The sequence below is a fragment of the Geobacillus sp. Manikaran-105 genome (genome assembly GCF_002809955.1).
In the GTDB taxonomy this organism is placed as follows: Bacteria; Bacillota; Bacilli; order Bacillales; family Anoxybacillaceae; genus Geobacillus; species Geobacillus thermophilus.
On sequence record NZ_PIJG01000039.1, the window covers coordinates 1 to 21,696 of the forward strand.

Below are 21,696 nucleotides of genomic sequence, written 5' to 3' on the forward strand. Positions count from 1 at the left end.
CGGCCAACGAAGCGCCGAAAGCGGCGGGGAAGGAAGCACCGAAGGCGCCGGCCAACGAAGCGCCGAAAGCGGCGGGGAAGGAAGCACCGAAGGCGCCGGYCARCGAAGCGCCGAAAGCGGCGGTGAAGGAAGCACCGAAGGCGCCGGTCAGCGAAGCGCCGAAAGCGGCGGGGAAGGAAGCACCGAAGGCGCCGGTCAGCGAAGCGCCGAAAGCGGCGGTGAAGGAAGCACCGAAGGCGCCGGCCAGCGAAGCGCCGAAAGCGGCGGGGAAGGAAGCCCCGAAGGCGCCGGCCAACGAAGCGCCGAAAGCGACGGGGAAAGAGGAGCTGAAAGTACCTGTCAACGAAACACCAAACGCACCAGTAAATGAAACACCGAATGTGCCGGTCAATGGGGCGCCAAATGCCGCGAACGCCGAGGGAGCGAAAACGCCGACTGTCGAACCGCCGTTTGTGCATACGATCCCGCCGGCCGCTGCGTCCTCTCACGTTTCATTTGCCAAATCGTTGTCGAATCTGCCGCCGATTCCGCCGAAGCCGAGCAATATTTTACCTGGCATTATGAAAGAGGAAACAGGAGAAAGCCCGGATAAACTGAAAGGGGAGCAGATGGAATCGGAAAGTGATGAAGCGCCGCCGCTTCCGAACATTCCATACGTTCCGGTCGCGCCGCCGCCAGCGCCGGCGTTTGGCAGTGATCAAGGATGTGTGCCGGTGACGCCGATTTTGCCGGGGCCAGGGTTTTATGTGCCGCCGTTGCCAGCGATGCCGCCGTATTCTCCGTTGCCCAATCCGCCGGCCGGGGAAAGCCCAGAAAGCGGCGCAGCACCTTATCCAGGCATCAGTGAAAGCAGCAGTGAATCGGCGGAGTCCCCACCGCTTCTTGGGCCGGGTGGACATGGGGCTGCCATCCCGCCGGCGCCGCCAGCGGGAGCCGCTTTCGCTTCGCCGGGATACGCGCCGCCCGGGGTGTATGCGCCTCCGGCTGGGTATCCGCCAGTTGCCTATATGCCTGTATATTCGCCGGTTCCGCACTATGGGGGGTATGCACCGCCTGGCATGTACGTGCCGCCGGCTCCATACGGGTATGCCCCACAACAGGCGGCGCCGCTTCCGTGGCCGGGCGTCGTCTACCCGACAAGCCCGCCTGGGTATGCGCCTTCGCCTGCTCCGCCGGCCGCCAGCCCGCGCCTGTTTGCCGGGCCGCCGGATGAGGAGAGCGAACATGGTGAAGAACAATAATCCAATCGAAAGAGACGCCGTCGGCCGTCTCTTTTTTCTTCTTGACCGCCAATATCGGCTTGTTATTCAACAAGTTGTGGCATTGAAACCGCATGTCTTCGCCATTGCCGCCCGGCAAGGAATGTTTGTCGCCAAAGCGTATCGCTTTCCTGTTGCGGCCGCGCGGCACGCCTGGCTTCTTGCCGCATTAAGGAAGACCGGTTTTTCCGCCGCGCCGGCCCCTATGCCGATCGGGCGCGGAGGAGTGGTTGAAGCCGGCGGATGCTATTGGCTGCTGACGGAATATGTAGCCGGAGCGCGTCCAATCTCGTTTGCCGCTTGGGCTGACGCCGCTGACGGACTTCATTTGCTCGAACGTTACCATACCATAACGGCAAACATCGCCAGCAGCAAGCAGGAGGCGATGGGGCTGCCGCGTGCGCAGCTGTATGACAAATGGCGGCGCCGCTATGAGGAGTTTTGCCGACATTTGCCTGTTGTTGAAACGATCATGGACAAAGAAGACATTTTATTTACGCTGCGCTGGGCGGATTACTGTCTATCAACGTGTCGCGAGCATGCTCCAGAGTTGACGGCGGATTCTGCTGCCATCATTCATGGTGATGTCGCCTCCCATAATTTTTTGCGCACCACAACCGGCCAGATGTACCTCATCGACTATGACGCGGCCGCTCTTGCCTCGCCCGGGATTGACTATTGCCAATACGCCAATCGCCTCTTGCCGTATATCGGTTGGTCATATTCAACACTCGCCCGTTTCGCTCCGCTTCGCCGTTGGTTGGAAAAACGCTGGTTTTTGCATGCGCTCTTATTTCCGGCTGATGTGTTTCGCGAGTGGCGTCAGGCGGCAGCGCGCCGCCGCCTTCTTGTGTTTGACCGCAAGCGGAGAGAACGGTTTGTCCGCAGCCTTTATGCTATGCTACAATGAGAAATGGAATCTTTGGAAAAGGAGTCGAGGGCGGATGCAAGAAAAAATTGACAAAATCGTGCAATGGTTGCGTGACCAAGTCTCATCAGCCGGTTTAAACGGGGCGGTCGTCGGCATCAGCGGCGGCATCGACTCGGCGGTTGTCGCCCATTTGATTAAGCGTGCCTTTCCGGACGATTCGCTGGGGCTGATCATGCCTTGCAAAAGCAATCCGAAAGATATGGAAGATGCGCTGAAAGTGGTGAAAAGCTGCGGCATCCGGCATTTGGTCATCGATTTGACCGAGGCGCACCGGACGTTGTTTGGCGCGGTCGAGGCCGAGCTGAAAGCCATCGGGGAATGGAGCGAAGAGCGCGCGCGCCTCGGCGATGCGAATACAAGGGCGCGTTTGCGCATGACGACGTTGTATGCAGTTGCCAACAACTACGGCTACCTTGTCGTCGGAACGGACAACGCCGCCGAATGGCATACCGGCTACTTTACGAAATACGGCGACGGCGGAGTGGACTTAGTGCCGCTCATCCACTTTACGAAAGGCGAAGTGCGTGAAATGGCCCGTCTGCTCGGCGTCCCGGAGGAAATCATCACGAAAGCGCCGAGCGCCGGATTATGGGAAGGGCAGACGGATGAAAGCGAGATGGGCACGACATACGAAATGATTGATAAATACTTGAAAGGAGAAGACATTCCGGAACGGGACCGGAACATTATTGAAAAACTGCACGAACGCTCGCATCATAAACGGCAGCTGGCCATCGCGCCACCGAAGTTTTAGCTGTTGCCTCATTGGTGCGAACTGACAGCGATAAACCCCCTTTGTTTTCCGCAATCTAAACGTAAGGCTGGCTTTCGGCCAGCCGTGGGCGAAGGAAACCAAGGGGGGTTTTCCATTGAGACAAGCGGTCAAATGGATTGGGGTGCTGTCGGCTGCCGGCTTGCTCGCTTCGTGCGCCAATTACGGGGCCAATGAGGGAGCTCAGCATTATAACAACGCGACAAGGCCGATCGGCTACTATTCGACGGAACGAAACGACGATTTCCGTTACGGCCGCTATGGGACGAACGCGCTCAACTACGACAACAACTATATATGGGCGCGCCGCGGACCGGCGACTGATTATTTGGCGGACGAAGGCCGCTTCGGCGGACCGGCGGCGACCCGGTTTGATACGGATGTTCCGGCTCTTCCAGGTGATGTCGATTTTGGCGACGGCGATTACAACTATCACGGACATTTAAATTCGTTGAGCGTCGACCCGCATCCATCATATTACCGGAGTTATGACGGCGGCCTGGCCGAGGAGCTTTCGCGCCGCGCCGCTGCAGTCGGTGGAGTCGATGATGCGCGCGCCGTCGTATACGGCGACCAAGCGCTCATCGCGATTGCGACCGATGCCCGCCATCCGGAGCGGCTCGAGCAGCGCGTCGCCAAAGCAGTTGCTCCGTACGCCAAGGGCAAACGGGTGCGCGTTACATCCAATTCGAGCATGTACCACCGCGTCCGCACGATTGACAACACCATTCGCCAAGGCGGGCCGATCAACATGGACGAAATCCGCCGCGATTTGCGCACCATTTTCATCGATCATGACACGATTCAAGAGCGGCCGAGAAACACCCGCTAGCCAAGCAGGGGCTGACCCGAACCCGCGTCTCGGGCCAGCCTCCTTTTGTGTCCTGATGGACGGCTCCGGCTGACATTTGCGGCGTTTTTTGTTATAGTAGTATTCGGAACATTCCGTTGCGATGAGAGGAGAAAGACCGATGGCTGGACATTCGAAATGGAAAAATATCCAACGGCGGAAAAACGCCCAAGATGCGAAGCGCGGCAAGCTGTTTATGAAACTGGCCAAAGAAATTTACGTTGCCGCGAAAATGGGCGGGGGAGATCCAGCGGCCAATCCCGGCTTGCGTCTTGTCATTGAGAAGGCAAGAGCAGCCAACATGCCGAACGATAATATTGAACGGGCCATTAAAAAAGCAACTGGAAACCAAGAACAAACGAACTATGAAGAAATTCGCTACGAAGGATACGGACCGGGCGGCGTCGCCGTCATGGTCGTTTGCCTGACCGACAATAAAAACCGCACCGCCGCAAACGTACGCGCCGCTTTTTCGAAAAACGGCGGCAACTTAGGGGAAACGGGGTGCGTCTCCTACTTGTTTGAGCGTAAAGGGCTGCTGATCGTCGATCGCGAGCAGCACGATATCGACGAGGATGAGCTGCTGCTGTTGGCGATCGAAGCCGGTGCTGAGGAGATGGAAACGACCGATGAGTCGTTTGAAATTTATACAGCGCCCGAGTCGTTTGAATCGGTGAAGGAGCAGCTGGAACAGCATGGGCTGACGTTTGCAAGCGCAGAGATCACGATGATTCCGCAAACGTATACGACGCTCGAAGGCGATGATTTGAAAAAAATGTTGAAGTTGATCGACACTCTTGAAGATGATGACGACGTTCAGGAGGTATACCATAACCTGGACGAATCGGTGCTTGACGAATGACAGCGCCCGCCAATTGTTGCTTGAAAAAGGGGTGTACGTCCGTCCGCCGTATATGGTCTATCCAAAAGAGGTGGAATTTTGTCGATCGGCGGCAACTCGCTTTGCAAAAAAGCTAAGCAGAATAGGAATAAAATGGAGAGCAACGGTGAAACTAAGAGCGTAAGGGAATCACCATGCTGGAAGAGAGGAACGGGATGATGCGAATTCTTTCCACCCTTCTGTTGGCTGTTGCCGCCGTGCTGCCGGTCCATGGGGTGTCGGCTGCGCCGGTCAAGATGACCATTGTGTTGCAGCAGCATTACTTAGACGGAGAGATGAGCGAAGAGAAAGTCACCGAAACCGTCGATTCGATGACAGAAATATGGAAAAAATATCGCGGTTGGCAACTCGTGACGCTCGATGATCAGACGATCGTCTTTCGCAAAACGGTCAACGACATTTCGCCGCTGTTGAAAACGAACGGCTATTTCGGGATTACAGACGATGGCACGTTGTCCATTTTTAACGGCAAACCGGGCCGATCGAGCGAAATTATCCAGTCGTTTTTCCAAATTGACGTGCAAAAGCTCGAAAGCCGCCAGCAGCAAAAATTAAAGCAAGGAATTCGCGTCCTCTCGAAAGAACAATACGAACAAGTGATTGAAATGTACCGCCATTTTGCGGTTGTCCAGTAAAGCGGCGACAAGCCCGTGGTGCGATGCGCATCACGGGATTTCTTTTTGCTATAATGAAATCATATGATACAATGAAAGGACGAGAAAAGGGGAGGAGCGTTCCATTGATCGAGTTTATCCGCGGGTACGTCGACTACGTCTGCCCGGAATATATCGTCATTGACCATCATGGCATCGGCTACGAAATTTTTACGCCGAATCCGTTTGCCTTTCGCGAGAGCCGCGAGGCGGTGGTGACGGTGTATACATACGAATATGTGCGCGAAGATGTGCACGCTTTATACGGGTTTTCCACGCGCGAAGAGCGCAACTTGTTCACAAAGCTGCTTCAAGTGTCCGGCATCGGTCCAAAAGGGGGTCTTGCCATTTTGGCGGCCGGGCGTCCTGATGAACTGGCGCGGGCCATCGAGGAAGAAAACGAGGCGTTTTTATGCAAGTTTCCAGGCGTAGGCAAAAAGACGGCTCGGCAAATGATTTTGGATTTAAAAGGGAAGCTCGGAGCGCTTGCGGCGCCGGCGGCTGCACGTTCGGCCGCCCCGCTTTCCGGAGAGCTGGCTGAGGCGGTCGCTGCGCTCAAGGCGCTCGGTTACGCCGAGCGGGAAATTGAAAAAATCATTCCGGCGCTCCGCAGTGAAGCGATGTCGACGGAGCAATATGTGAAGCGGGCGTTGGCGCTCTTGCTCAAGTAAGGAAAGGAGGAAACCGAGAAGGGAGGGATGGCGGTGGATGACCGGATCGTATCCAGCGCTGCCCTAGGCGGCGAGGCGGCATTGGAACCGAGTTTGCGTCCGCAATATTTGCATGAGTATATCGGGCAAGATAAAGTGAAAGAAAACTTGCGGGTGTTCATTGAAGCGGCCAAGCTGCGCGAGGAGACGCTTGACCATGTGCTGCTGTATGGTCCGCCGGGGCTTGGGAAAACGACGCTGGCCGCTGTGATTGCGAATGAAATGGGGGTCAGGCTGCGGACGACGTCCGGCCCCGCGCTCGAGCGGCCCGGCGATTTGGCGGCGCTTTTGACCTCTCTTGAGCCTGGCGATGTGCTGTTTATTGACGAAATCCACCGGTTGCCGCGGACGGTTGAAGAAGTGCTCTATCCGGCGATGGAGGATTATTGCCTGGATATTATGATCGGCAAAGGAACGGAAGCGCGCTCGCTTCGCCTTGACTTGCCGCCGTTTACGCTCGTCGGGGCGACCACGAGAGCCGGGGCGCTGTCGGCGCCGCTTCGCGACCGGTTTGGCGTCATCAGCCGTCTTGAATATTACCGAGTCGATGAGCTTGCCCACATTGTTGAACGGGCGGCCGCGATTTTACGTATTATCATTAGCAGCGAAGCCGCTTCCGAGATCGCGCGCCGGGCGCGCGGCACCCCGCGCATCGCCAATCGGCTGCTCCGCCGCGTTCGCGATTTTGCCCAAGTGCGCGGGGACGGTGAAATTACCCTGCCGCTCGCTGTCGAGGCGCTCGAGCGGCTGCAGGTCGACCGGCTCGGGCTTGATCACATTGACCATAAGCTGCTTTTAGCGATCATTGAGAAGTTCGCCGGCGGCCCGGTCGGGCTTGAAACGATGGCGGCAGTGATCGGGGAAGAGGCGCAGACGATTGAAGAAGTGTATGAGCCGTATTTGCTGCAAATCGGTTTGCTGCAGCGGACGCCGCGCGGGCGCGTCGTCACGCCGGCGGCGTATGCCCATTTCGAAATGGAGGTTCCGAAGCGGTGAACAGCTTGCCAAAGTTGATCATGACGATTGGCGTTGTGCTCATCATGGTCGGGTTTGTCATGCAGTTTGTCAAACTCGGCCGCTTGCCGGGGGATATCGTCATCCGCAAAGGGAATATGACGTTTTATTTTCCCGTTGTGACATCCATCTTGCTGAGCGTTGTGTTATCGTTGATTTTTTACGTGCTCGGACGATTTCGCTGAAGGAAGGAGAACTGCATGAAAGTCGATTTGTTTGATTTTCATTTGCCGGAAGAGTTGATTGCGCAAACGCCGCTTCCAGACCGGGCGGCGTCAAGGCTTATGGTGTTGGACAAACGGACGGGCGCCATCCGCCATGAAACATTTCGCAACATTATTTCGTACTTGAATCCGGGCGATTGCCTCGTGTTAAACGATACGCGCGTCATGCCGGCGCGTCTTTACGGCGAAAAAGCGGAAACGGGCGGAACGGTCGAAGTGCTGCTGTTAAAGCAATTGGACGGCGACCGTTGGGAGACGCTCGTCAAGCCGGGAAAACGAGTCAAGCCAGGAACGAAACTCACCTTTGGCGAGGGGAAGCTTGAAGCCGTCTGCCTCGATACGCTGGAGCACGGCGGCCGCGTGCTTGAGTTTTCGTATGACGGCTTGTTTTATGAAGTGTTGGCCGAGCTTGGCGAGATGCCGCTGCCGCCGTACATTAAAGAAAAGCTCGACGACCCGGAGCGGTATCAGACCGTTTACGCCCGTGAAATCGGCTCGGCGGCAGCGCCGACCGCCGGCTTGCATTTCACCGAAGAGCTGCTTGAGGACATTCGCCAAAAAGGGGTGCATATCGTCTTCATCACCCTTCATGTCGGGCTTGGCACGTTTCGGCCAGTGCAAGTGGACGAAGTCGAGAAGCACGATATGCACGCCGAATTTTATCAAATGAGCGAGGAAACGGCGGCGATCTTGAACCGCGTGCGTGCGGACGGCGGCCGAATTATCGCTGTCGGCACGACGTCGACACGGACGCTCGAGACGATCGCTGGCAAACATAACGGCCGATTTGTCGCCGAAAGCGGCTGGACCGACATTTTCATCTATCCGGGCTATGAGTTCAAAGGGATTGATGGGCTGGTCACGAATTTCCATTTACCGAAGTCGACGCTCATTATGCTCGTGAGTGCGCTGGCCGGACGCGAGCACATTTTGCATGCCTATGAGGTAGCGGTGAAGGAACGGTATCGCTTTTTCAGCTTCGGTGATGCGATGCTCATCATTTGAGAAAGGAGAACAGCACGTTGACGACACCGATTCGCTTTGAACTGATCAAAACGTGCCGGCAGACTGGGGCGCGCCTTGGCATTCTCCATACGCCGCACGGGTCGTTTGAAACGCCGATGTTTATGCCGGTCGGGACGCTCGCGACGGTCAAGACGCTGTCGCCGGAAGAGTTGAAGGAAATGGGTGCAGGCGTCATTTTGAGCAACACGTACCATTTATGGCTTCGGCCGGGCCATGACATCGTCGAGGAGGCGGGCGGCCTGCACGCGTTTATGAACTGGGACCGCGGCATTTTGACCGATTCCGGCGGCTTCCAAGTGTTCAGCCTCAGTGAATTCCGCCGCATCGAGGAAGAAGGCGTCTATTTCCGCAACCATTTAAACGGCGATAAGCTGTTTTTATCGCCGGAAAAAGCGATGGAAATTCAAAATGCGCTCGGTGCGGACATTATCATGGCGTTTGACGAATGTCCGCCGTATCCCGCGACGTATGAATACATGAAACAGTCCATCGAGCGGACGAGCCGCTGGGCGGAGCGCTGCTTGAAGGCGCACCGCCGCCCGAATGAGCAAGGGCTGTTTGGCATCGTCCAAGGCGGTGAATATGAAGATTTGCGCCGGCAAAGCGCCCGCGATTTAGTGTCGCTCGATTTTCCCGGCTATGCGGTCGGCGGATTGTCGGTCGGCGAGCCGAAAGACGTGATGAATCGGGTGCTTGAGTTTACGACGCCGCTTTTGCCGGCGGACAAGCCCCGCTACTTAATGGGCGTCGGTTCGCCCGATTCGCTCATTGACGGGGCGATCCGCGGCATCGATATGTTTGACTGCGTCTTGCCGACGCGCATCGGCCGCAACGGCACCGTGATGACGAGCGAAGGACGGGTGGTGATCAAAAATGCCCAGTACGCTCGCGACTTTTCGCCGCTTGATCCGAACTGCGACTGCTACACGTGCCGGAACTATACGCGCGCCTACATTCGCCATCTCATCAAATGCGATGAAACATTTGGCATCCGGCTTACGTCTTACCATAACGTCTATTTTTTGATAAAATTAATGGAGCAGGTGAGACAAGCGATCCGTGAAGATCGGCTTGCCGATTTTCGTGAGGAATTTTTCGAACGCTACGGCTTCAACAAGCCGAACGCGAAAAACTTTTAGCTGCCCAGAAAGGAGGGGATCGCATGAACGCGGCGATTGCCAACATCTTGCCGATCGTGCTGTTTTTCGTCATTTTTTATTTCCTGCTCATCCGTCCGCAGCAAAAGCGGCAGCGCGCCATCCAGCAAATGCAGGCGAACTTGAAAAAAGGTGACAAAATCGTCACGATTGGCGGCTTGCATGGCATTATCGACTCGGTCGATGAAGACAAAATCATCGTCCGCGCCGGCGACGGCACGCGGTTGACGTTCGACCGCTCTGCGGTAAGAGAAGTGGTGGCGGAAAGCAAGGCATAGTGGAAGCTCAGAGGGCGGCGCCTAAGCCAGGCCGCCGTCAAAAAAGCGGCTGTTTCCCAATGAAACAGCCGCTTTTGCATTGATGCGCCCGCTTACGCCCGTTCGCGGCGCACCGGAGACAAGTTGACGCCGACGATGCCGCCGAGGGAGGCGGCAATCAAAAAGCCAAGATGGTATAGCCATTGTTCGATGGTAAACGGTTTTTCGATGCCGAGAAACTGAAACAAAAAGACAATTGCCGTAAACGAAAGGCCGGTCAACCCGCCGGCAAGCCACCCTTTTTCCTGGCTTTTTCCGCCGGCGACGATCCCTCCGATGAACATGGAGATGACTGAGACGGCAAAAATGATCCATGTCAGCGACGATTCATGAAGATCCGTCCATTTGAGCAGCAACGAAAAAACGAAGCTGACGAATGCCGCCAACACGAAAATGGTGGCGACGCCGTAGACGAGTGCGCTGCCAAGCCGTGACACCGTGCTCCCCCCTTGCCTACAATCGTTTACCACAATATATTCGCCGTTGGACACGTTTAGAAGTTCATTTTCTTCTGTTTTTTCCGGCCAGCCAGTGCAGTCCGGGCAGGTAGACGAGCTCCTCCCGTTTGATCAGCCGGAAGACGAGAAGGGAAGCGGTATACAAAGCGATGGTTGCCGTCATCGCAAACAGCGTCCATGACGATGAAGGGGCTGCCGCCGGCGGATGATGGTAGAGCATGTAGCCGGCCGCGCCGGCTATGGTGATGGCGATGAGCGCTTTCCCATACTCACGCACATGAATGGAAAACGACACCGCTTTGGCGACGGTGGCGAAGTGGAGAAGCGTCACAAGCACCGTGCCGATGGACGTCGCAAGCGCCGCTCCCATAATGCCTAAGCTTGGCCGCGAGGCAAGGACGAAGATGCACACGAGCTTGACCGCCGCCCCGATCAAGCTGTTCGTCATGGCTGCATTTGCCAAGTCGAGCCCTTGCAACACCGCTTGGAGCGGGCCTTGGAAATAATAAAATAAGAAAAACGGCGCCATCACTTGAATAAAGATGGCCGCTTCGCTCGTGCCATACATCCACTGCATGAGCGGTTCGGCAAAAATGTAAAGGACGACGGCGGAAAGACCGCCGGTGACAAGCGCTAGGCGCATGGCCTGGGTGATCCGGTATTCGACCAACAGCGGCTTGTTTTGCGCCATCGCCTCACTAATGGCCGGCACAAGCGCTGTCGAGAGCGCGTACGTAATGAATGACGGCAAAGTGAGCAGCGGCAGCGCGTAGCCGACAAGCTGGCCGTACTGTCTCGTGGCGGCGGAGGCGGCCACGCCGGCCAGCGCCAAGCTGTTGGCGACGATGATCGGCTCGAAAAACCAAGAAAGTGAGCCGATCAAGCGGCCGCCGGTCGTTGGCAGGGCGATCCGCATGAGGCGGACGAACGTTTCTTTACCGGCATGTACGTAGCGAAAAAAGTTCGTCCGCAGGCGGATGGACTTTTTGAACTTAAATAAAAACAACAAGTACAGTAAGGCGGCCAGTTCGCCAAGGACGGAAGATGCCATGGCGCCGGCGGCGGCGTATTCGACGCCGTACGGCAGGAGCGGCTTTGTGCATAGAGCGATCAAGCTGATGCGGACGATTTGTTCAATCAAAAGCGAGTAGGCGTACGGCTTCATTTGCTGGCGCCCTTGAAAATAGCCGCGCAACACCGAAGAAATCGCCACGATTGGCACGACCGGGGCGATGGCCATTAACGGGTAGTACGTGCGCGGGTCGGTGAACATCGTCCGCGAAAGCCACGGCGCTGCAACAATGAGCGCCGGCAGGAATACGAGACTCAGCACCCCGGTCGTCGCGAGCGATACGACAAGAATTTTTTTCACCCGTTGCCGGTCGCCGGCCGCCTCCGCTTCAGCGACAAGCTTCGCGATGGCGACCGGCAGCCCGATTTGCGTCGCGGTGATCGCCAGCACGAGCGTCGGCACCGCCATCATGTACAGCCCGACCCCTTCATCGCCGATCATCCGGGCGACGACGATGCGGTTGATGAAGCCAAGAATTTTTGTAATAAAGCCGGCGGCGATTAAAATGATCGTCCCTTGCAAAAATTTGGACATTTTCGTTCCCTGCCTTCTCAAATGCCTTAATCTTTTATACAATATATGCGAGACATATGGCCAAGCATGACAAGGATCATGGCTGGCATGGCGCGGGAGGGTGGGGAATGGATCACGAGCAAAAGCTGCGCGAACAGCTTATGCCGGCGCTCGAGTGCAAATATGATGAATTTCGCCTGCTCGGCTATACGCAAGTGACGCTTGACGGGCTGTGGGAATGTTTGCGGACGCGCAGGTGGAAACATGGAGCGGCGGAAAAAAAGCTGCATGAACTGGTGAGCGACATTTTGTCGCTTTCGCCGGGGGAATATATGGCCTTTTTGACGATGCGGTCGTACGAGCAGCAGCGGTTGACCGGAGGGGATGAGCTGGAGCGCATTCTTCACGATTTGTTATAGCGGAAAAATTGACACTAGCCGTCCGCTGTCCCATAATGAAAGTCGAAGCGGATCCGTTTCACGATGACGCTGCGGCGGCTAGGCCGACAAGATGAGCCAAAGGAGGATTTCAAAACGGATGGTAAAGCGAAGCCGCATCGTCGCCTTTTTTCTCCTCTTGTTGTTGTTTGCAGGAGTGATGGGGCCGACGATTCAAGGAATTGTACATAACATAAAGCTGGGCCTTGATTTGCAAGGCGGATTTGAAGTGCTGTATGAAGTGAAGCCGGCGAAAAAAGGCGACAAAATTGACCATGAAACGCTCCAAAGCACGGTCAGCGCCTTAAACCGGCGGATCAACGTCCTCGGCGTCAGCGAGCCGCGCGTCGACATTGAAGGGAACGATCGCATCCGCGTCCAGCTCGCCGGAGTGAAAGATCAAAACGAAGCGCGCCAAATTTTGGCGACGCAGGCGAAGCTCACGTTCCGCGATGTGAATGACAACGTGCTGATGGACGGAAGCGACCTCGTCCAAGGCGGGGCAAAACTGTCGTTTGATGAAAACGGCCGGCCGAGCGTGGCGATTAAACTAAAAGATGCTGACAAGTTCCGCCAGGTGACGGAAAAAGTGTATAAGATGGGGCCGCCGAACAACATTTTGGTCATCTGGCTCGATTTTCAAGAAGGAGTCGATTCGTACCGAAAAGAAGCAGGCAAGGCGGATCCAAAATTTATTTCTGCCGCGTCTGTCAACCAAGTGTTCAACCAGACCGACGTGTCGATCGTCGGCAACTTTACGGTGAAAGAAGCGCAGCAGCTCGCCGATTTGTTGAACGCGGGCGCGCTGCCTGTCGAGTTGCATGAAATTTACTCGACGTCTGTCGGCGCCCAATTCGGGAAAAACGCCTTGCAAAAAACGATGTTGGCCGGCATCATCGGTATCGCTGCCATCTTCGTGTTTATGATTTGGTTTTACCGGCTGCCGGGAGTCATTGCCGTCATTACGTTGTCCGTCTATATTTATTTGATTTTGCTGTTGTTTGATTGGATGAACGGCGTCTTGACGCTGCCGGGCATCGCCGCTCTCATTTTAGGGGTCGGGATGGCGGTTGATGCCAACATTATTACGTACGAGCGAATCAAGGAAGAAATTAAGCTCGGCAAGTCGATGCTGTCGGCGTTTCGCGCCGGCAACCGCGGCTCGTTTGCGACGATTTTTGATGCCAACCTTACGACGATCATCGCCGGCGCGGTCTTGTTCATTTACGGGACAAGCTCGGTCAAAGGGTTTGCGACGATGCTCATCATCAGCATTGTCGTCACCTTCGTCACGGCGGTTTACGGCACGCGTCTGCTGCTCGGACTGCTTGTCTCGAGCCGCTGGTTGGATAAAAAGCCGGAATGGTTCGGGGTGAAACGGTCGGAGATCTTAAACATCGCTGAAACGACCGATGAAACGGAAGTGCCGACGAAGTTTGACCGCTGGGATTTTGTCAAACATAGCAAAAAGTTTTTCCTGTTCTCCGGCGCCTTGACGCTTGCCGGCGTCATTTCGCTGGCAGCGCTCGGGTTGAATCTCGGCATTGATTTTACAAGCGGAACGCGCGTTGAGGTGACGAGCAGCCGCCCGATCGATGCCGATGAGCTGCGCGGCTATTTCAAGGAGCTCGGTCATGAACCCAAGGAGGTCATCCTTTCCGGCGCGGATGGGAAAACAGGCGTCGTTCGCTTAATTGGCGTGCTTGATAAAAACGAAATTGCGAAGCTGAAAAGCGAGTTGAAAGAAGCGTATGGATTTGAGCCGAACGTAAGCACCGTCTCGCCGATCGTCGGCAAGCAGCTCGCCCGCAATGCGCTCATTGCTGTGCTTATTTCATCCATCGGCATCATTCTTTACGTGACGATCCGCTTTGAGTGGCGAATGGCGCTCGCAGCCATTGTCGCCTTATTGCACGATGCGTTTTTTATTATTACCGTGTTCAGCTTGACGCGTCTTGAAGTCGATTTGACATTCATCGCCGCGGTGCTGACGATCATCGGCTACTCGATCAACGATACGATCGTCACATTTGACCGCATCCGCGATCTTATGAAAAGGCGGAAGCCGAAAACGGTCAGCGACTTGCAGCATATCGTCAACCGGGCGTTGCAGCAAACGTTTACGCGTTCGATCAACACCGTCTTGACCGTCTTGTTTACCGTCGTCGCCTTGCTTTTGGTCGGCAGCGAAGCAATCCGCAACTTTAACCTCGCCTTGCTTGTCGGGCTTGTTTGCGGCGTATACTCATCGCTTTGCATCGCCTCGCAGCTCTGGGTCGTCTGGAAAGGCCGGGAGCTCAAAAAAGGCAAAGGGGCAAAAAAAGCGGCGCCGGAAGCCGAACCGAACTTATAATGACCGCACCGGAAACAGCGCTTGCTTTTTCCGGTGCTTTTTCTTTCGCAACGATGAGGGAAAAATGGGTTACACTAATGGCCAGATGCAAAGCAGGCGAAACGCAAAAGATGGGGGACAAAGGATATGGAAAACGAACAGCGATTCAAGCAGGCGAAAACAGCAGCGGCTGTCGGCATCGTCGGCAACATGGCGCTCGCTGTCGTCAAGGCGGCCGTCGGCATATGGAGCCAAAGCCAGGCGTTAATTGCTGACGCCGCTCATTCGGCGTCCGATGTCGCCGGCTCGTTTGCTGTTTGGGTCGGGCTGCGCGCCGCGGCGTGCCCGCCGGATGAAGACCATCCGTACGGGCACGGAAAGGCGGAATCCATCGCCGCCATTATTGTGGCGGTTCTTCTGTTTCTCGTCGGGCTCGAGATCGGGCGTTCCGCGCTTGAATCCTTTTTTGCCCCACTGTCGCCGCCGGGGGTCGCGGCCATTTATGTTCTGTTGTTGTCGATTGCTGTCAAAGAAGCGATGTTCCGCTACAAATACCGGCTCGGAAAAAAACTGCAAAGCGATGCATTAATCGTCAACGCTTACGAGCACCGCTCCGACGTTTTCTCTTCACTCGCCGCGCTCGCCGGCGTCGGCGCCGCCATTCTCGGCGGAAAATGGGGGATCGGCTGGCTTGTGTACGCTGATCCGCTTGCCGGGCTGTTCGTGGCGATTCTTGTGTTGAAAATGGCATGGGAGCTTGGACGCCATTCGATCCATACGGCGATTGACCATGTGCTGCACGAGGAAGAGGCCGGCTATTTGCGCGAGGCGGTCTTGTCCATTCCCGATGTGCGGCAAATTAACGAGTTGTATGCACGCGAGCATGGCCACTATGTCATTGTGGATTTAAAGATTGCAGTTGATCCACGGTTGACCGTTGAGGAGGGGCACCGGATCGGGAAAAAAGTGAAAGAAAAGCTGCTCACTTTGCCGCGCGTCCGCGACGTGATGGTGCATATCAATCCGTACGACCCGGAAAAAAACACGTAACGTCGTTGCCTGCCCTTTTCTTCTTTTTGTATAATAAGAAGAGTTGAGGTGGGGGACATGTTGCAAGCGAAAACGCGTTGGGAAGTGGGTCGCCCCGACGAACAGATTGTACAGCGGCTGGCTGAAGAAGCCAGCCTTGCGCCGCTGTTGGCGCGGTTGCTCGTCTGCCGCGGCGTGCGAACGGCGGCGGAAGCAGCTGCGTTTCTTCATCCGCTTCGGCAGCCGTTTCATGATCCGTTTCTGCTTGATGGGATGGAGCGGGCCATCCAGCGCCTCAGGCGGGCGATTGAGGCGGGCGAGCGCATTCTTGTGTACGGCGATTACGATGCCGATGGCGTCTGCAGCACGTCCGTCATGATGAGCGCGCTCAAGGAGGCGGGAGCGTCAGTCGAGTTCTACATTCCCAATCGCTTTACGGAAGGATACGGCCCGAATATGGCGGCATTCCGCGCCGCCAAAGAGCGGGGCGTTTCCGTGATTGTGACCGTCGACAACGGAATTGCGGCGGTCAATGAAATCGCCGCCGCTAACGAGTGGGGGCTTGACGTCATTGTGACCGACCATCACGAACCAGGGCCGGTGCTGCCGAAGGCGTATGCGATCATTCATCCGAAAAAGCAAGGAAGTACATACCCGTTTCGCGACTTGGCTGGTGTCGGCGTCGCCTTCAAAGTCGCGCATGCTCTGCTTGGGCGAGTGCCGCACCATTTGCTTGATTTGGTGGCGATTGGAACGATTGCCGATTTAGTGCCGCTCGTTGGGGAAAACCGGATTCTCGCCGCCCAAGGACTTGAAGCGCTGCGAGAAACGAAGCGCGCCGGTCTGCGCGCCCTTTGGCGGCAATGCCGCATTGATGCCGCCGCTTTAAATGAACAAACGGTCGGCTTTGTCATTGCGCCGCGGTTGAATGCGGCCGGGCGCCTCGGCGGCGCCGACCCGGCGGTGGCGCTCTTAATGACGGACGATGAGGACGAAGCGGCGCAACTGGCGGCGGAGATGGACGAGTTAAACCGCGAACGCCAGCAGTTGGTGGCGCAAATTGCGGACGAGGCAGCCGAGATGGTGCGCCGTCAGTTTCCCCCTGAAGAACACCGCGTGCTTGTTGTCGCCGGCGAAGGGTGGAATGCCGGGGTCGTCGGCATTGTCGCCTCCAAGCTCGTCGAGCAGTTTTACCGCCCGGCGGTGGTGCTGGCGGTTGACCGGGAAAAAGGGATCGCCAAAGGGTCGGCACGCAGCATCCACGGGTTCGACTTGTTCGCCAGTTTGTCGCGGTGCCGCGACCTGTTGCCGCATTTCGGCGGCCATCCGATGGCCGCAGGAATGACGTTGGCGCTTGACGATGTAGAACCATTGCGGCGGCGGCTGAACGCCATCGCCGCGGAAACGCTGTCCGATGACGACTTGACGCCGCTGACGTTTATTGACGCCTCTTGTTCGGTCGCTGAGCTGACGCTCGACGCCGCCCGCGGGCTCGAACGGCTCGCTCCGTTTGGCGTCGGCAATCCGCGGCCGCTTGTTCTCATTGAAGGGGCGTCCGTTGAAACGATGCGGCGCGTCGGAGCGAACGGCGCCCATATGAAGGCGGTGTTTGCGCAGGAGGGCGCCTCAGTCGACGCCATTGGTTTTGGCCTCGGACCGCTGTGTGAGGAAATCGCCCCGGGGGCGCGCGTTTCGGCAGTCGGGGAGCTTTCCGTGAATGAATGGAACGGGCTGGCGAAGGCGCAGCTGTCGCTGTGTGATCTGGCGGTCAGCCACTGCCAGCTGTTTGACATCCGCGGCTGCCGCGACGTCCGTCCCTTTCTTGAGCGGTTGCCAAAAGAAAAGCGGCTGCTTGTCATGTTTCGCCAAGGAACGGGCGCGCGCCCTGATTTAGCCTCTTTTCGCGGGGAACTTCGCTGCGTGCTGACGGACGAAGAGGCGGGTGCGCTGGAGATTAGCGGCCGTTACGTTGTTCTGCTTGATTTGCCGCCGACGCTCGGAAGGCTTGCCGCCTTGCTTGGGGGCAAGGAGCCGGCGCGCATTTATGCGCTGTTCGCCCAGCCGGAAGCCCGATTTTTCCGTACGTTCCCGACGCGCGATCATTTTAAATGGTTTTATGCGCTGTTGCACAAATACCGTTCGTTCCCGCTTGCCGAGCGGGGCGGGCAATTGGCGCGCGCCCGCGGTTGGACGGAAGAGACCGTTCATTTTATGGCGAAAGTGTTTTTGGAGTTGGAGTTTATTACGGAGCAAAACGGCGTCATTTCGCTCGTCCGCGCGCCGGCGAAGCGCGATTTGCACGAATCGCCGACGTACCGCCGCTGGCGGGACGAGCTTGAGGTGGAGCAACAGTTATTATATTCTACTTATGAGCAGCTTAACCGCTGTTTGTTGGACATGACACGTTCGCAAACGCACGAGGAGGCAAACGTACAATGGATTTAAAACAATATATTACGATCGTGCCGGACTTTCCGAAACCGGGCATTTTGTTTAAAGATATTACGACGTTGATGGATAATGGAAAAGCGTATAAATACGCGACCGATCAAATCGTTCAATATGCGCGCGAAAAGCAGATCGATATCGTCGTCGGTCCGGAAGCGCGCGGCTTTATTATCGGCTGCCCGGTCGCCTACGCGCTCGGCGTCGGGTTTGCCCCGGTGCGCAAGGAAGGAAAATTGCCGCGCGAAGTCGTCCGCGTCGAGTACGGGCTCGAGTATGGGACAGACGTGCTGACAATGCATAAAGACGCCATTAAACCAGGCCAACGTGTGTTGATTACGGATGACTTGCTGGCGACGGGCGGCACGATGCGGGCGACGATCGATTTGGTCGAGCAGCTCGGCGGAGTGGTGGCTGGCTTGGCGTTTTTGATTGAACTCACGGAGCTTGGCGGCCGCAAAAAATTGGAAGGCTACGATATTTTGGCGCTCATGCAGTTTTAAATGGTCGACATGATTCGCTTCTTCGGATACAATAGTAAAAAAGGGGCACTCGCACGAGTGCTCTTTCTTATTAACGTGACGGTGCTTTTGTCTTATCGCATGGATTTTATTTTACGGAAATCAAAGGTGATCCAACCATATGGCGAATGAACAAGTGTTGACAGCGGAGCAAGTGTTTGAACAGGCGAGCTGTTATTTGTCGGAACAGGACGTTGCCTTTTTGAAAAAGGCGTATGAGTTTGCCAAGCACGCCCATCGCGACCAATTCCGGAAATCGGGCGAACCATACATCATCCACCCCATTCAAGTCGCGGGCATTTTGGTGGACTTAAAGATGGATGCCACAACAGTCGCCGCCGGGTTTTTGCATGATGTCATCGAAGACACCGAGGCGACAAAAGAAGACCTTGAGCGCGAGTTCGGCGCGGAAGTGGCGATGCTTGTCGACGGGGTGACGAAGCTCGGCAAAATTAAATATAAGTCGCAGGAAGAGCAGCAGGCGGAAAACCATCGAAAAATGTTTTTGGCCATGGCGCAAGATATCCGCGTCATTTTAATCAAGCTGGCCGACCGTCTGCACAACATGCGGACATTGAAACATTTGCCGGCCGAAAAACAGCGGCGCATTGCCAATGAGACGCTTGAAATTTTCGCCCCGCTTGCCCATCGGCTCGGCATTTCGAAAATTAAGTGGGAGCTTGAGGATACGGCGCTTCGCTATTTAAATCCGCAGCAGTACTACCGCATCGTCAATTTGATGAAGAAAAAGCGCGCCGAGCGCGAGCAATATTTGGAAGAGGTCATTCAAGAGGTGCGCGAACGACTTAATGAAGTGCACATCCCGTGCGAAATTTCCGGACGCCCGAAGCATATTTACAGCATTTACCGAAAAATGGTAATGCAAAACAAACAGTTTAATGAAATTTACGATTTGCTTGCCGTCCGCATCATTGTCAACAGCATTAAAGACTGCTACGCGGTGCTCGGCATCATCCATACATGCTGGAAGCCGATGCCAGGACGCTTCAAAGACTACATCGCCATGCCGAAGCCGAACATGTACCAGTCGCTCCACACGACGGTGATCGGCCCCAAGGGCGAGCCGCTCGAGGTGCAAATCCGCACATTCGAAATGCATCAAATCGCCGAGTTCGGAATTGCCGCCCATTGGGCGTACAAAGAAGGAAAGACGATCAAACCTAATTCATTTGAAGAAAAGCTGTCTTGGTTTCGGGAAATTTTGGAGTGGCAAAACGACGCGAGCAATGCCGAAGAGTTCATGGAATCGCTCAAGATGGACTTGTTTTCCGATATGGTGTTCGTTTTCACGCCAAAGGGCGACGTCATCGAGCTGCCAGCCGGGTCGGTGCCGATCGATTTCGCCTATCGCATCCATTCGGAAATCGGCAATAAAACGATCGGCGCCAAAGTGAACGGCAAAATGGTGCCGCTTGACTATAAGCTTCAGACGGGCGACATCGTGGAAATTTTGACGTCGAAACATTCGTACGGTCCAAGCCAGGACTGGCTGAAGCTCGCCAAGACGTCGCAGGCGCGCAACAAAATCCGACAGTTTTTCAAAAAACAGCGGCGTGAAGAAAATATCGAAAAAGGAAAAGAAATGGTCGAAAAAGAAGTGCGCAGCCTCGGTTTTGAACCGAAAGAAGTGATGACGGCGGACAACGTCAAGCGCGTTGCGGAAAAATTTAATTTTTCGAATGAAGACGATATGTATGCGGCAGTCGGCTACCACGGGATTACGGCGGCGCAAATCGCCCATCGGTTGACGGAAAAATGGCGGAAGCAGCGCGATTTGGAAGAGCAGGAGCGGAAGCTGGCCGAAGCCGTTTTTGAAGCGAAGCTGCCGACTGGAAAAAAGCGCGACTGCGGCATTCGCGTCCAGGGGGTCGACAACTTGCTCATCCGCCTGTCGCGTTGCTGCAACCCGGTGCCGGGCGATGAGATTATCGGCTTTATCACCCGCGGCCGCGGCATTTCCGTCCACCGCGCCGACTGCCCGAACGTCAAGACCGAAGAAGCGGCCGACCGGCTCATTGCGGTCGAATGGGAAAGCGGCACAGGCGGCGAGCGCGAGTATAACGTCGACATTGAAATCACCGGGTTTGACCGCCGCGGCTTGCTCAATGAAGTGCTGCAGGCGGTGAACGAAACGCGCACCGATATTTCCGCCGTCTCCGGCCGCTCGGATCATCGCCATAAAATTGCGACGATCCATATGACGATCGCCATTCATAATATCAGCCATTTGCAAAAAGTGGTGGAACGCATTAAGCAAATTCCCGACATTTATTCGGTTCAGCGCCTCATGAACAATTAGAGGCGGCGAAAGGAGGAAGACGATGAGAGCGGTCATTCAGCGGGCAAAGCAGGCCAAAGTCACCGTCGACGGCGAGGTCGTCGGGGCGATCGCCGCCGGGCTTGTGGTGCTTCTTGGCGTCACGCACGACGACACGGAAGCCGACGCCGCCTATTTGGCAGAGAAAATCGCCCATTTGCGCATTTTTGAAGACGAACAGGGGAAAATGAACCGCTCGCTGCTTGAGGTCGGCGGGGCAGTGTTGTCCGTGTCGCAGTTCACCCTTTATGGCGACTGCCGGAAAGGGCGGCGGCCGAACTTTATGGCGGCGGCCAAGCCTGATCATGCCCTGCCGCTGTATGAGGCGTTCAACACTTTCTTGCGCGAAAAAGGCGTCCGCGTGGAAACCGGCGTGTTCGGTGCGATGATGGACGTCTCGCTGACGAACGATGGGCCGGTCACGCTGATCATCGATAGTGCGGACAAACCGGGAAACGGATGACGTTTCCCGGTTTCTTTTTTATTTTCGGCGAAAAATGGGAAAGATGAAAACAGTGGCATAGCAGAGAAAGGAGGAGGGCGATGCGGCAGACGAGAAAAAGTGAACAGGTGCACCAGGCAAGCGATGTGCTTTCTGCCGATTTCCATGAATGGATGCGTGTGGAAGCTGACTATAGCGCCTTTGAGCTGGCTTCGGAGTTCGGCGTGACGCTGCGGGATGTGCAAATGTTGAAGCAGCAGCGCTTCCGCCCGTAAACAAAAGCCGGCCGGGAATT

The 21,696-nt window shown here is 56.0% G+C and carries 22 protein-coding genes; 20 read left to right on the forward strand and 2 right to left on the reverse strand.

Features of this window, described 5'->3' with window-relative positions; all coding sequences use genetic code 11:
- From CV945_RS11925 to yajC, 12 genes are all read left to right on the forward strand, one after another.
- Positions 1-1,241: peptigoglycan-binding protein LysM (locus CV945_RS11925; protein ID WP_100659844.1), on the forward strand; the 1,241-nt coding region annotated here is incomplete at its 5' end.
- Positions 1,225-2,169: a phosphotransferase gene (locus tag CV945_RS11930; protein ID WP_100659845.1), complete on the forward strand. Its 945-nt coding sequence runs from the start codon at positions 1,225-1,227 to the stop codon at positions 2,167-2,169. The genes CV945_RS11925 and CV945_RS11930, both read left to right, overlap by 17 nt.
- A gap of 34 nt (positions 2,170-2,203) precedes the next feature.
- Positions 2,204-2,944, forward strand: coding sequence for an NAD(+) synthase (nadE, locus tag CV945_RS11935; RefSeq protein WP_100659846.1), 741 nt, complete (start codon positions 2,204-2,206; stop codon positions 2,942-2,944).
- Between the two features lie 115 nt (positions 2,945-3,059).
- The gene (locus CV945_RS11940; RefSeq protein WP_044744802.1) at positions 3,060-3,794 is read left to right on the forward strand and encodes a YhcN/YlaJ family sporulation lipoprotein; all 735 of its coding nucleotides are present in this window, start codon (positions 3,060-3,062) and stop codon (positions 3,792-3,794) included.
- 139 nt (positions 3,795-3,933) lie between these two features.
- The gene (locus CV945_RS11945; protein ID WP_047818795.1) at positions 3,934-4,674 is read left to right on the forward strand and encodes a YebC/PmpR family DNA-binding transcriptional regulator; all 741 of its coding nucleotides are present in this window, start codon (positions 3,934-3,936) and stop codon (positions 4,672-4,674) included.
- Positions 4,675-4,871: 197 nt separating this feature from the next.
- Positions 4,872-5,348 (forward strand): intercompartmental signaling factor BofC, encoded by a 477-nt coding sequence (locus CV945_RS11950; RefSeq protein ID WP_063329418.1) that lies wholly within the window; start codon positions 4,872-4,874, stop codon positions 5,346-5,348.
- Between the two features lie 104 nt (positions 5,349-5,452).
- A complete protein-coding gene (gene ruvA / locus CV945_RS11955) occupies positions 5,453-6,037 on the forward strand; it encodes a Holliday junction branch migration protein RuvA (RefSeq protein ID WP_033014800.1) in 585 nt (194 codons plus the stop codon).
- A 33-nt stretch (positions 6,038-6,070) separates the two neighbouring features.
- Complete coding sequence (gene ruvB, locus CV945_RS11960; RefSeq protein ID WP_044744841.1) at positions 6,071-7,072, forward strand: Holliday junction branch migration DNA helicase RuvB; 1,002 nt, start codon at positions 6,071-6,073, stop codon at positions 7,070-7,072.
- Complete coding sequence (locus CV945_RS11965; RefSeq protein ID WP_011232066.1) at positions 7,069-7,275, forward strand: DUF2905 domain-containing protein; 207 nt, start codon at positions 7,069-7,071, stop codon at positions 7,273-7,275. The genes ruvB and CV945_RS11965 overlap by 4 nt, the downstream gene beginning before the upstream one ends.
- 15 nt (positions 7,276-7,290) lie before the next feature.
- Positions 7,291-8,319, forward strand: coding sequence for a tRNA preQ1(34) S-adenosylmethionine ribosyltransferase-isomerase QueA (gene queA / locus CV945_RS11970; protein WP_100659847.1), 1,029 nt, complete (start codon positions 7,291-7,293; stop codon positions 8,317-8,319).
- 17 nt (positions 8,320-8,336) lie between these two features.
- Positions 8,337-9,479 (forward strand): tRNA guanosine(34) transglycosylase Tgt, encoded by a 1,143-nt coding sequence (gene tgt, locus CV945_RS11975; RefSeq protein WP_100659848.1) that lies wholly within the window; start codon positions 8,337-8,339, stop codon positions 9,477-9,479.
- Positions 9,480-9,502: 23 nt separating this feature from the next.
- The gene (gene yajC, locus CV945_RS11980) at positions 9,503-9,775 is read left to right on the forward strand and encodes a preprotein translocase subunit YajC (protein WP_044743340.1); all 273 of its coding nucleotides are present in this window, start codon (positions 9,503-9,505) and stop codon (positions 9,773-9,775) included.
- Positions 9,776-9,867: 92 nt separating this feature from the next.
- Here the strand turns inward: yajC and CV945_RS11985 are convergent, their stop codons facing one another.
- A complete protein-coding gene (locus CV945_RS11985; protein WP_015375485.1) occupies positions 9,868-10,251 on the reverse strand; it encodes a TIGR04086 family membrane protein in 384 nt (127 codons plus the stop codon).
- Positions 10,252-10,315: 64 nt separating this feature from the next.
- Complete coding sequence (gene spoVB / locus CV945_RS11990; RefSeq protein ID WP_100659849.1) at positions 10,316-11,878, reverse strand: stage V sporulation protein B; 1,563 nt, start codon at positions 11,876-11,878, stop codon at positions 10,316-10,318.
- 107 nt (positions 11,879-11,985) lie between these two features.
- Here spoVB and CV945_RS11995 point away from each other — a divergent pair, with 107 nt between their 5' ends.
- From CV945_RS11995 to CV945_RS17295, 8 genes are all read left to right on the forward strand, one after another.
- The gene (locus CV945_RS11995; RefSeq protein WP_044743337.1) at positions 11,986-12,276 is read left to right on the forward strand and encodes a post-transcriptional regulator; all 291 of its coding nucleotides are present in this window, start codon (positions 11,986-11,988) and stop codon (positions 12,274-12,276) included.
- Positions 12,277-12,394: 118 nt separating this feature from the next.
- Positions 12,395-14,647: a protein translocase subunit SecDF gene (secDF, locus tag CV945_RS12000; protein ID WP_100659850.1), complete on the forward strand. Its 2,253-nt coding sequence runs from the start codon at positions 12,395-12,397 to the stop codon at positions 14,645-14,647.
- A 126-nt stretch (positions 14,648-14,773) separates the two neighbouring features.
- Positions 14,774-15,676: a cation diffusion facilitator family transporter gene (locus CV945_RS12005; protein WP_100659851.1), complete on the forward strand. Its 903-nt coding sequence runs from the start codon at positions 14,774-14,776 to the stop codon at positions 15,674-15,676.
- Between the two features lie 57 nt (positions 15,677-15,733).
- A complete protein-coding gene (recJ, locus tag CV945_RS12010; protein ID WP_063330506.1) occupies positions 15,734-18,100 on the forward strand; it encodes a single-stranded-DNA-specific exonuclease RecJ in 2,367 nt (788 codons plus the stop codon).
- Positions 18,091-18,603, forward strand: a complete 513-nt coding sequence (locus CV945_RS12015) for an adenine phosphoribosyltransferase (protein ID WP_033011913.1) — start codon at positions 18,091-18,093, stop codon at positions 18,601-18,603. Before recJ ends, CV945_RS12015 begins: the two co-directional genes overlap by 10 nt.
- 139 nt (positions 18,604-18,742) lie before the next feature.
- Positions 18,743-20,941, forward strand: a complete 2,199-nt coding sequence (locus CV945_RS12020) for a RelA/SpoT family protein (RefSeq protein ID WP_100659852.1) — start codon at positions 18,743-18,745, stop codon at positions 20,939-20,941.
- Positions 20,942-20,963: 22 nt separating this feature from the next.
- Positions 20,964-21,422 (forward strand): D-aminoacyl-tRNA deacylase, encoded by a 459-nt coding sequence (gene dtd / locus CV945_RS12025; protein WP_047818787.1) that lies wholly within the window; start codon positions 20,964-20,966, stop codon positions 21,420-21,422.
- Positions 21,423-21,502: 80 nt separating this feature from the next.
- On the forward strand, positions 21,503-21,676 hold the full coding sequence (locus tag CV945_RS17295; RefSeq protein WP_033011916.1) for a hypothetical protein: 174 nt from the start codon (positions 21,503-21,505) through the stop codon (positions 21,674-21,676).
- Positions 21,677-21,696: the final 20 nt, after the last annotated feature.

What these genes read in the sequence shown, in the direction of transcription:
- yajC (WP_044743340.1), top strand. Translation starts at nt 9,503, where the DNA reads ATGAACGCGGCGATTGCCAACATCTTGCCGATCGTGCTGTTTTTCGTC.
- CV945_RS17295 (WP_033011916.1), top strand. Translation starts at nt 21,503, where the DNA reads ATGCGGCAGACGAGAAAAAGTGAACAGGTGCACCAGGCAAGCGATGTG.
- CV945_RS11945 (WP_047818795.1), top strand. Translation starts at nt 3,934, where the DNA reads ATGGCTGGACATTCGAAATGGAAAAATATCCAACGGCGGAAAAACGCC.
- CV945_RS11950 (WP_063329418.1), top strand. Translation starts at nt 4,872, where the DNA reads ATGCGAATTCTTTCCACCCTTCTGTTGGCTGTTGCCGCCGTGCTGCCG.
- dtd (WP_047818787.1), top strand. Translation starts at nt 20,964, where the DNA reads ATGAGAGCGGTCATTCAGCGGGCAAAGCAGGCCAAAGTCACCGTCGAC.
- CV945_RS12015 (WP_033011913.1), top strand. Translation starts at nt 18,091, where the DNA reads ATGGATTTAAAACAATATATTACGATCGTGCCGGACTTTCCGAAACCG.
- queA (WP_100659847.1), top strand. Translation starts at nt 7,291, where the DNA reads ATGAAAGTCGATTTGTTTGATTTTCATTTGCCGGAAGAGTTGATTGCG.
- CV945_RS12005 (WP_100659851.1), top strand. Translation starts at nt 14,774, where the DNA reads ATGGAAAACGAACAGCGATTCAAGCAGGCGAAAACAGCAGCGGCTGTC.
- secDF (WP_100659850.1), top strand. Translation starts at nt 12,395, where the DNA reads ATGGTAAAGCGAAGCCGCATCGTCGCCTTTTTTCTCCTCTTGTTGTTG.
- CV945_RS12020 (WP_100659852.1), top strand. Translation starts at nt 18,743, where the DNA reads ATGGCGAATGAACAAGTGTTGACAGCGGAGCAAGTGTTTGAACAGGCG.
- CV945_RS11995 (WP_044743337.1), top strand. Translation starts at nt 11,986, where the DNA reads ATGGATCACGAGCAAAAGCTGCGCGAACAGCTTATGCCGGCGCTCGAG.
- nadE (WP_100659846.1), top strand. Translation starts at nt 2,204, where the DNA reads ATGCAAGAAAAAATTGACAAAATCGTGCAATGGTTGCGTGACCAAGTC.
- CV945_RS11930 (WP_100659845.1), top strand. Translation starts at nt 1,225, where the DNA reads ATGGTGAAGAACAATAATCCAATCGAAAGAGACGCCGTCGGCCGTCTC.
- spoVB (WP_100659849.1), bottom strand. Translation starts at nt 11,878, where the DNA reads ATGTCCAAATTTTTGCAAGGGACGATCATTTTAATCGCCGCCGGCTTT.
- recJ (WP_063330506.1), top strand. Translation starts at nt 15,734, where the DNA reads ATGTTGCAAGCGAAAACGCGTTGGGAAGTGGGTCGCCCCGACGAACAG.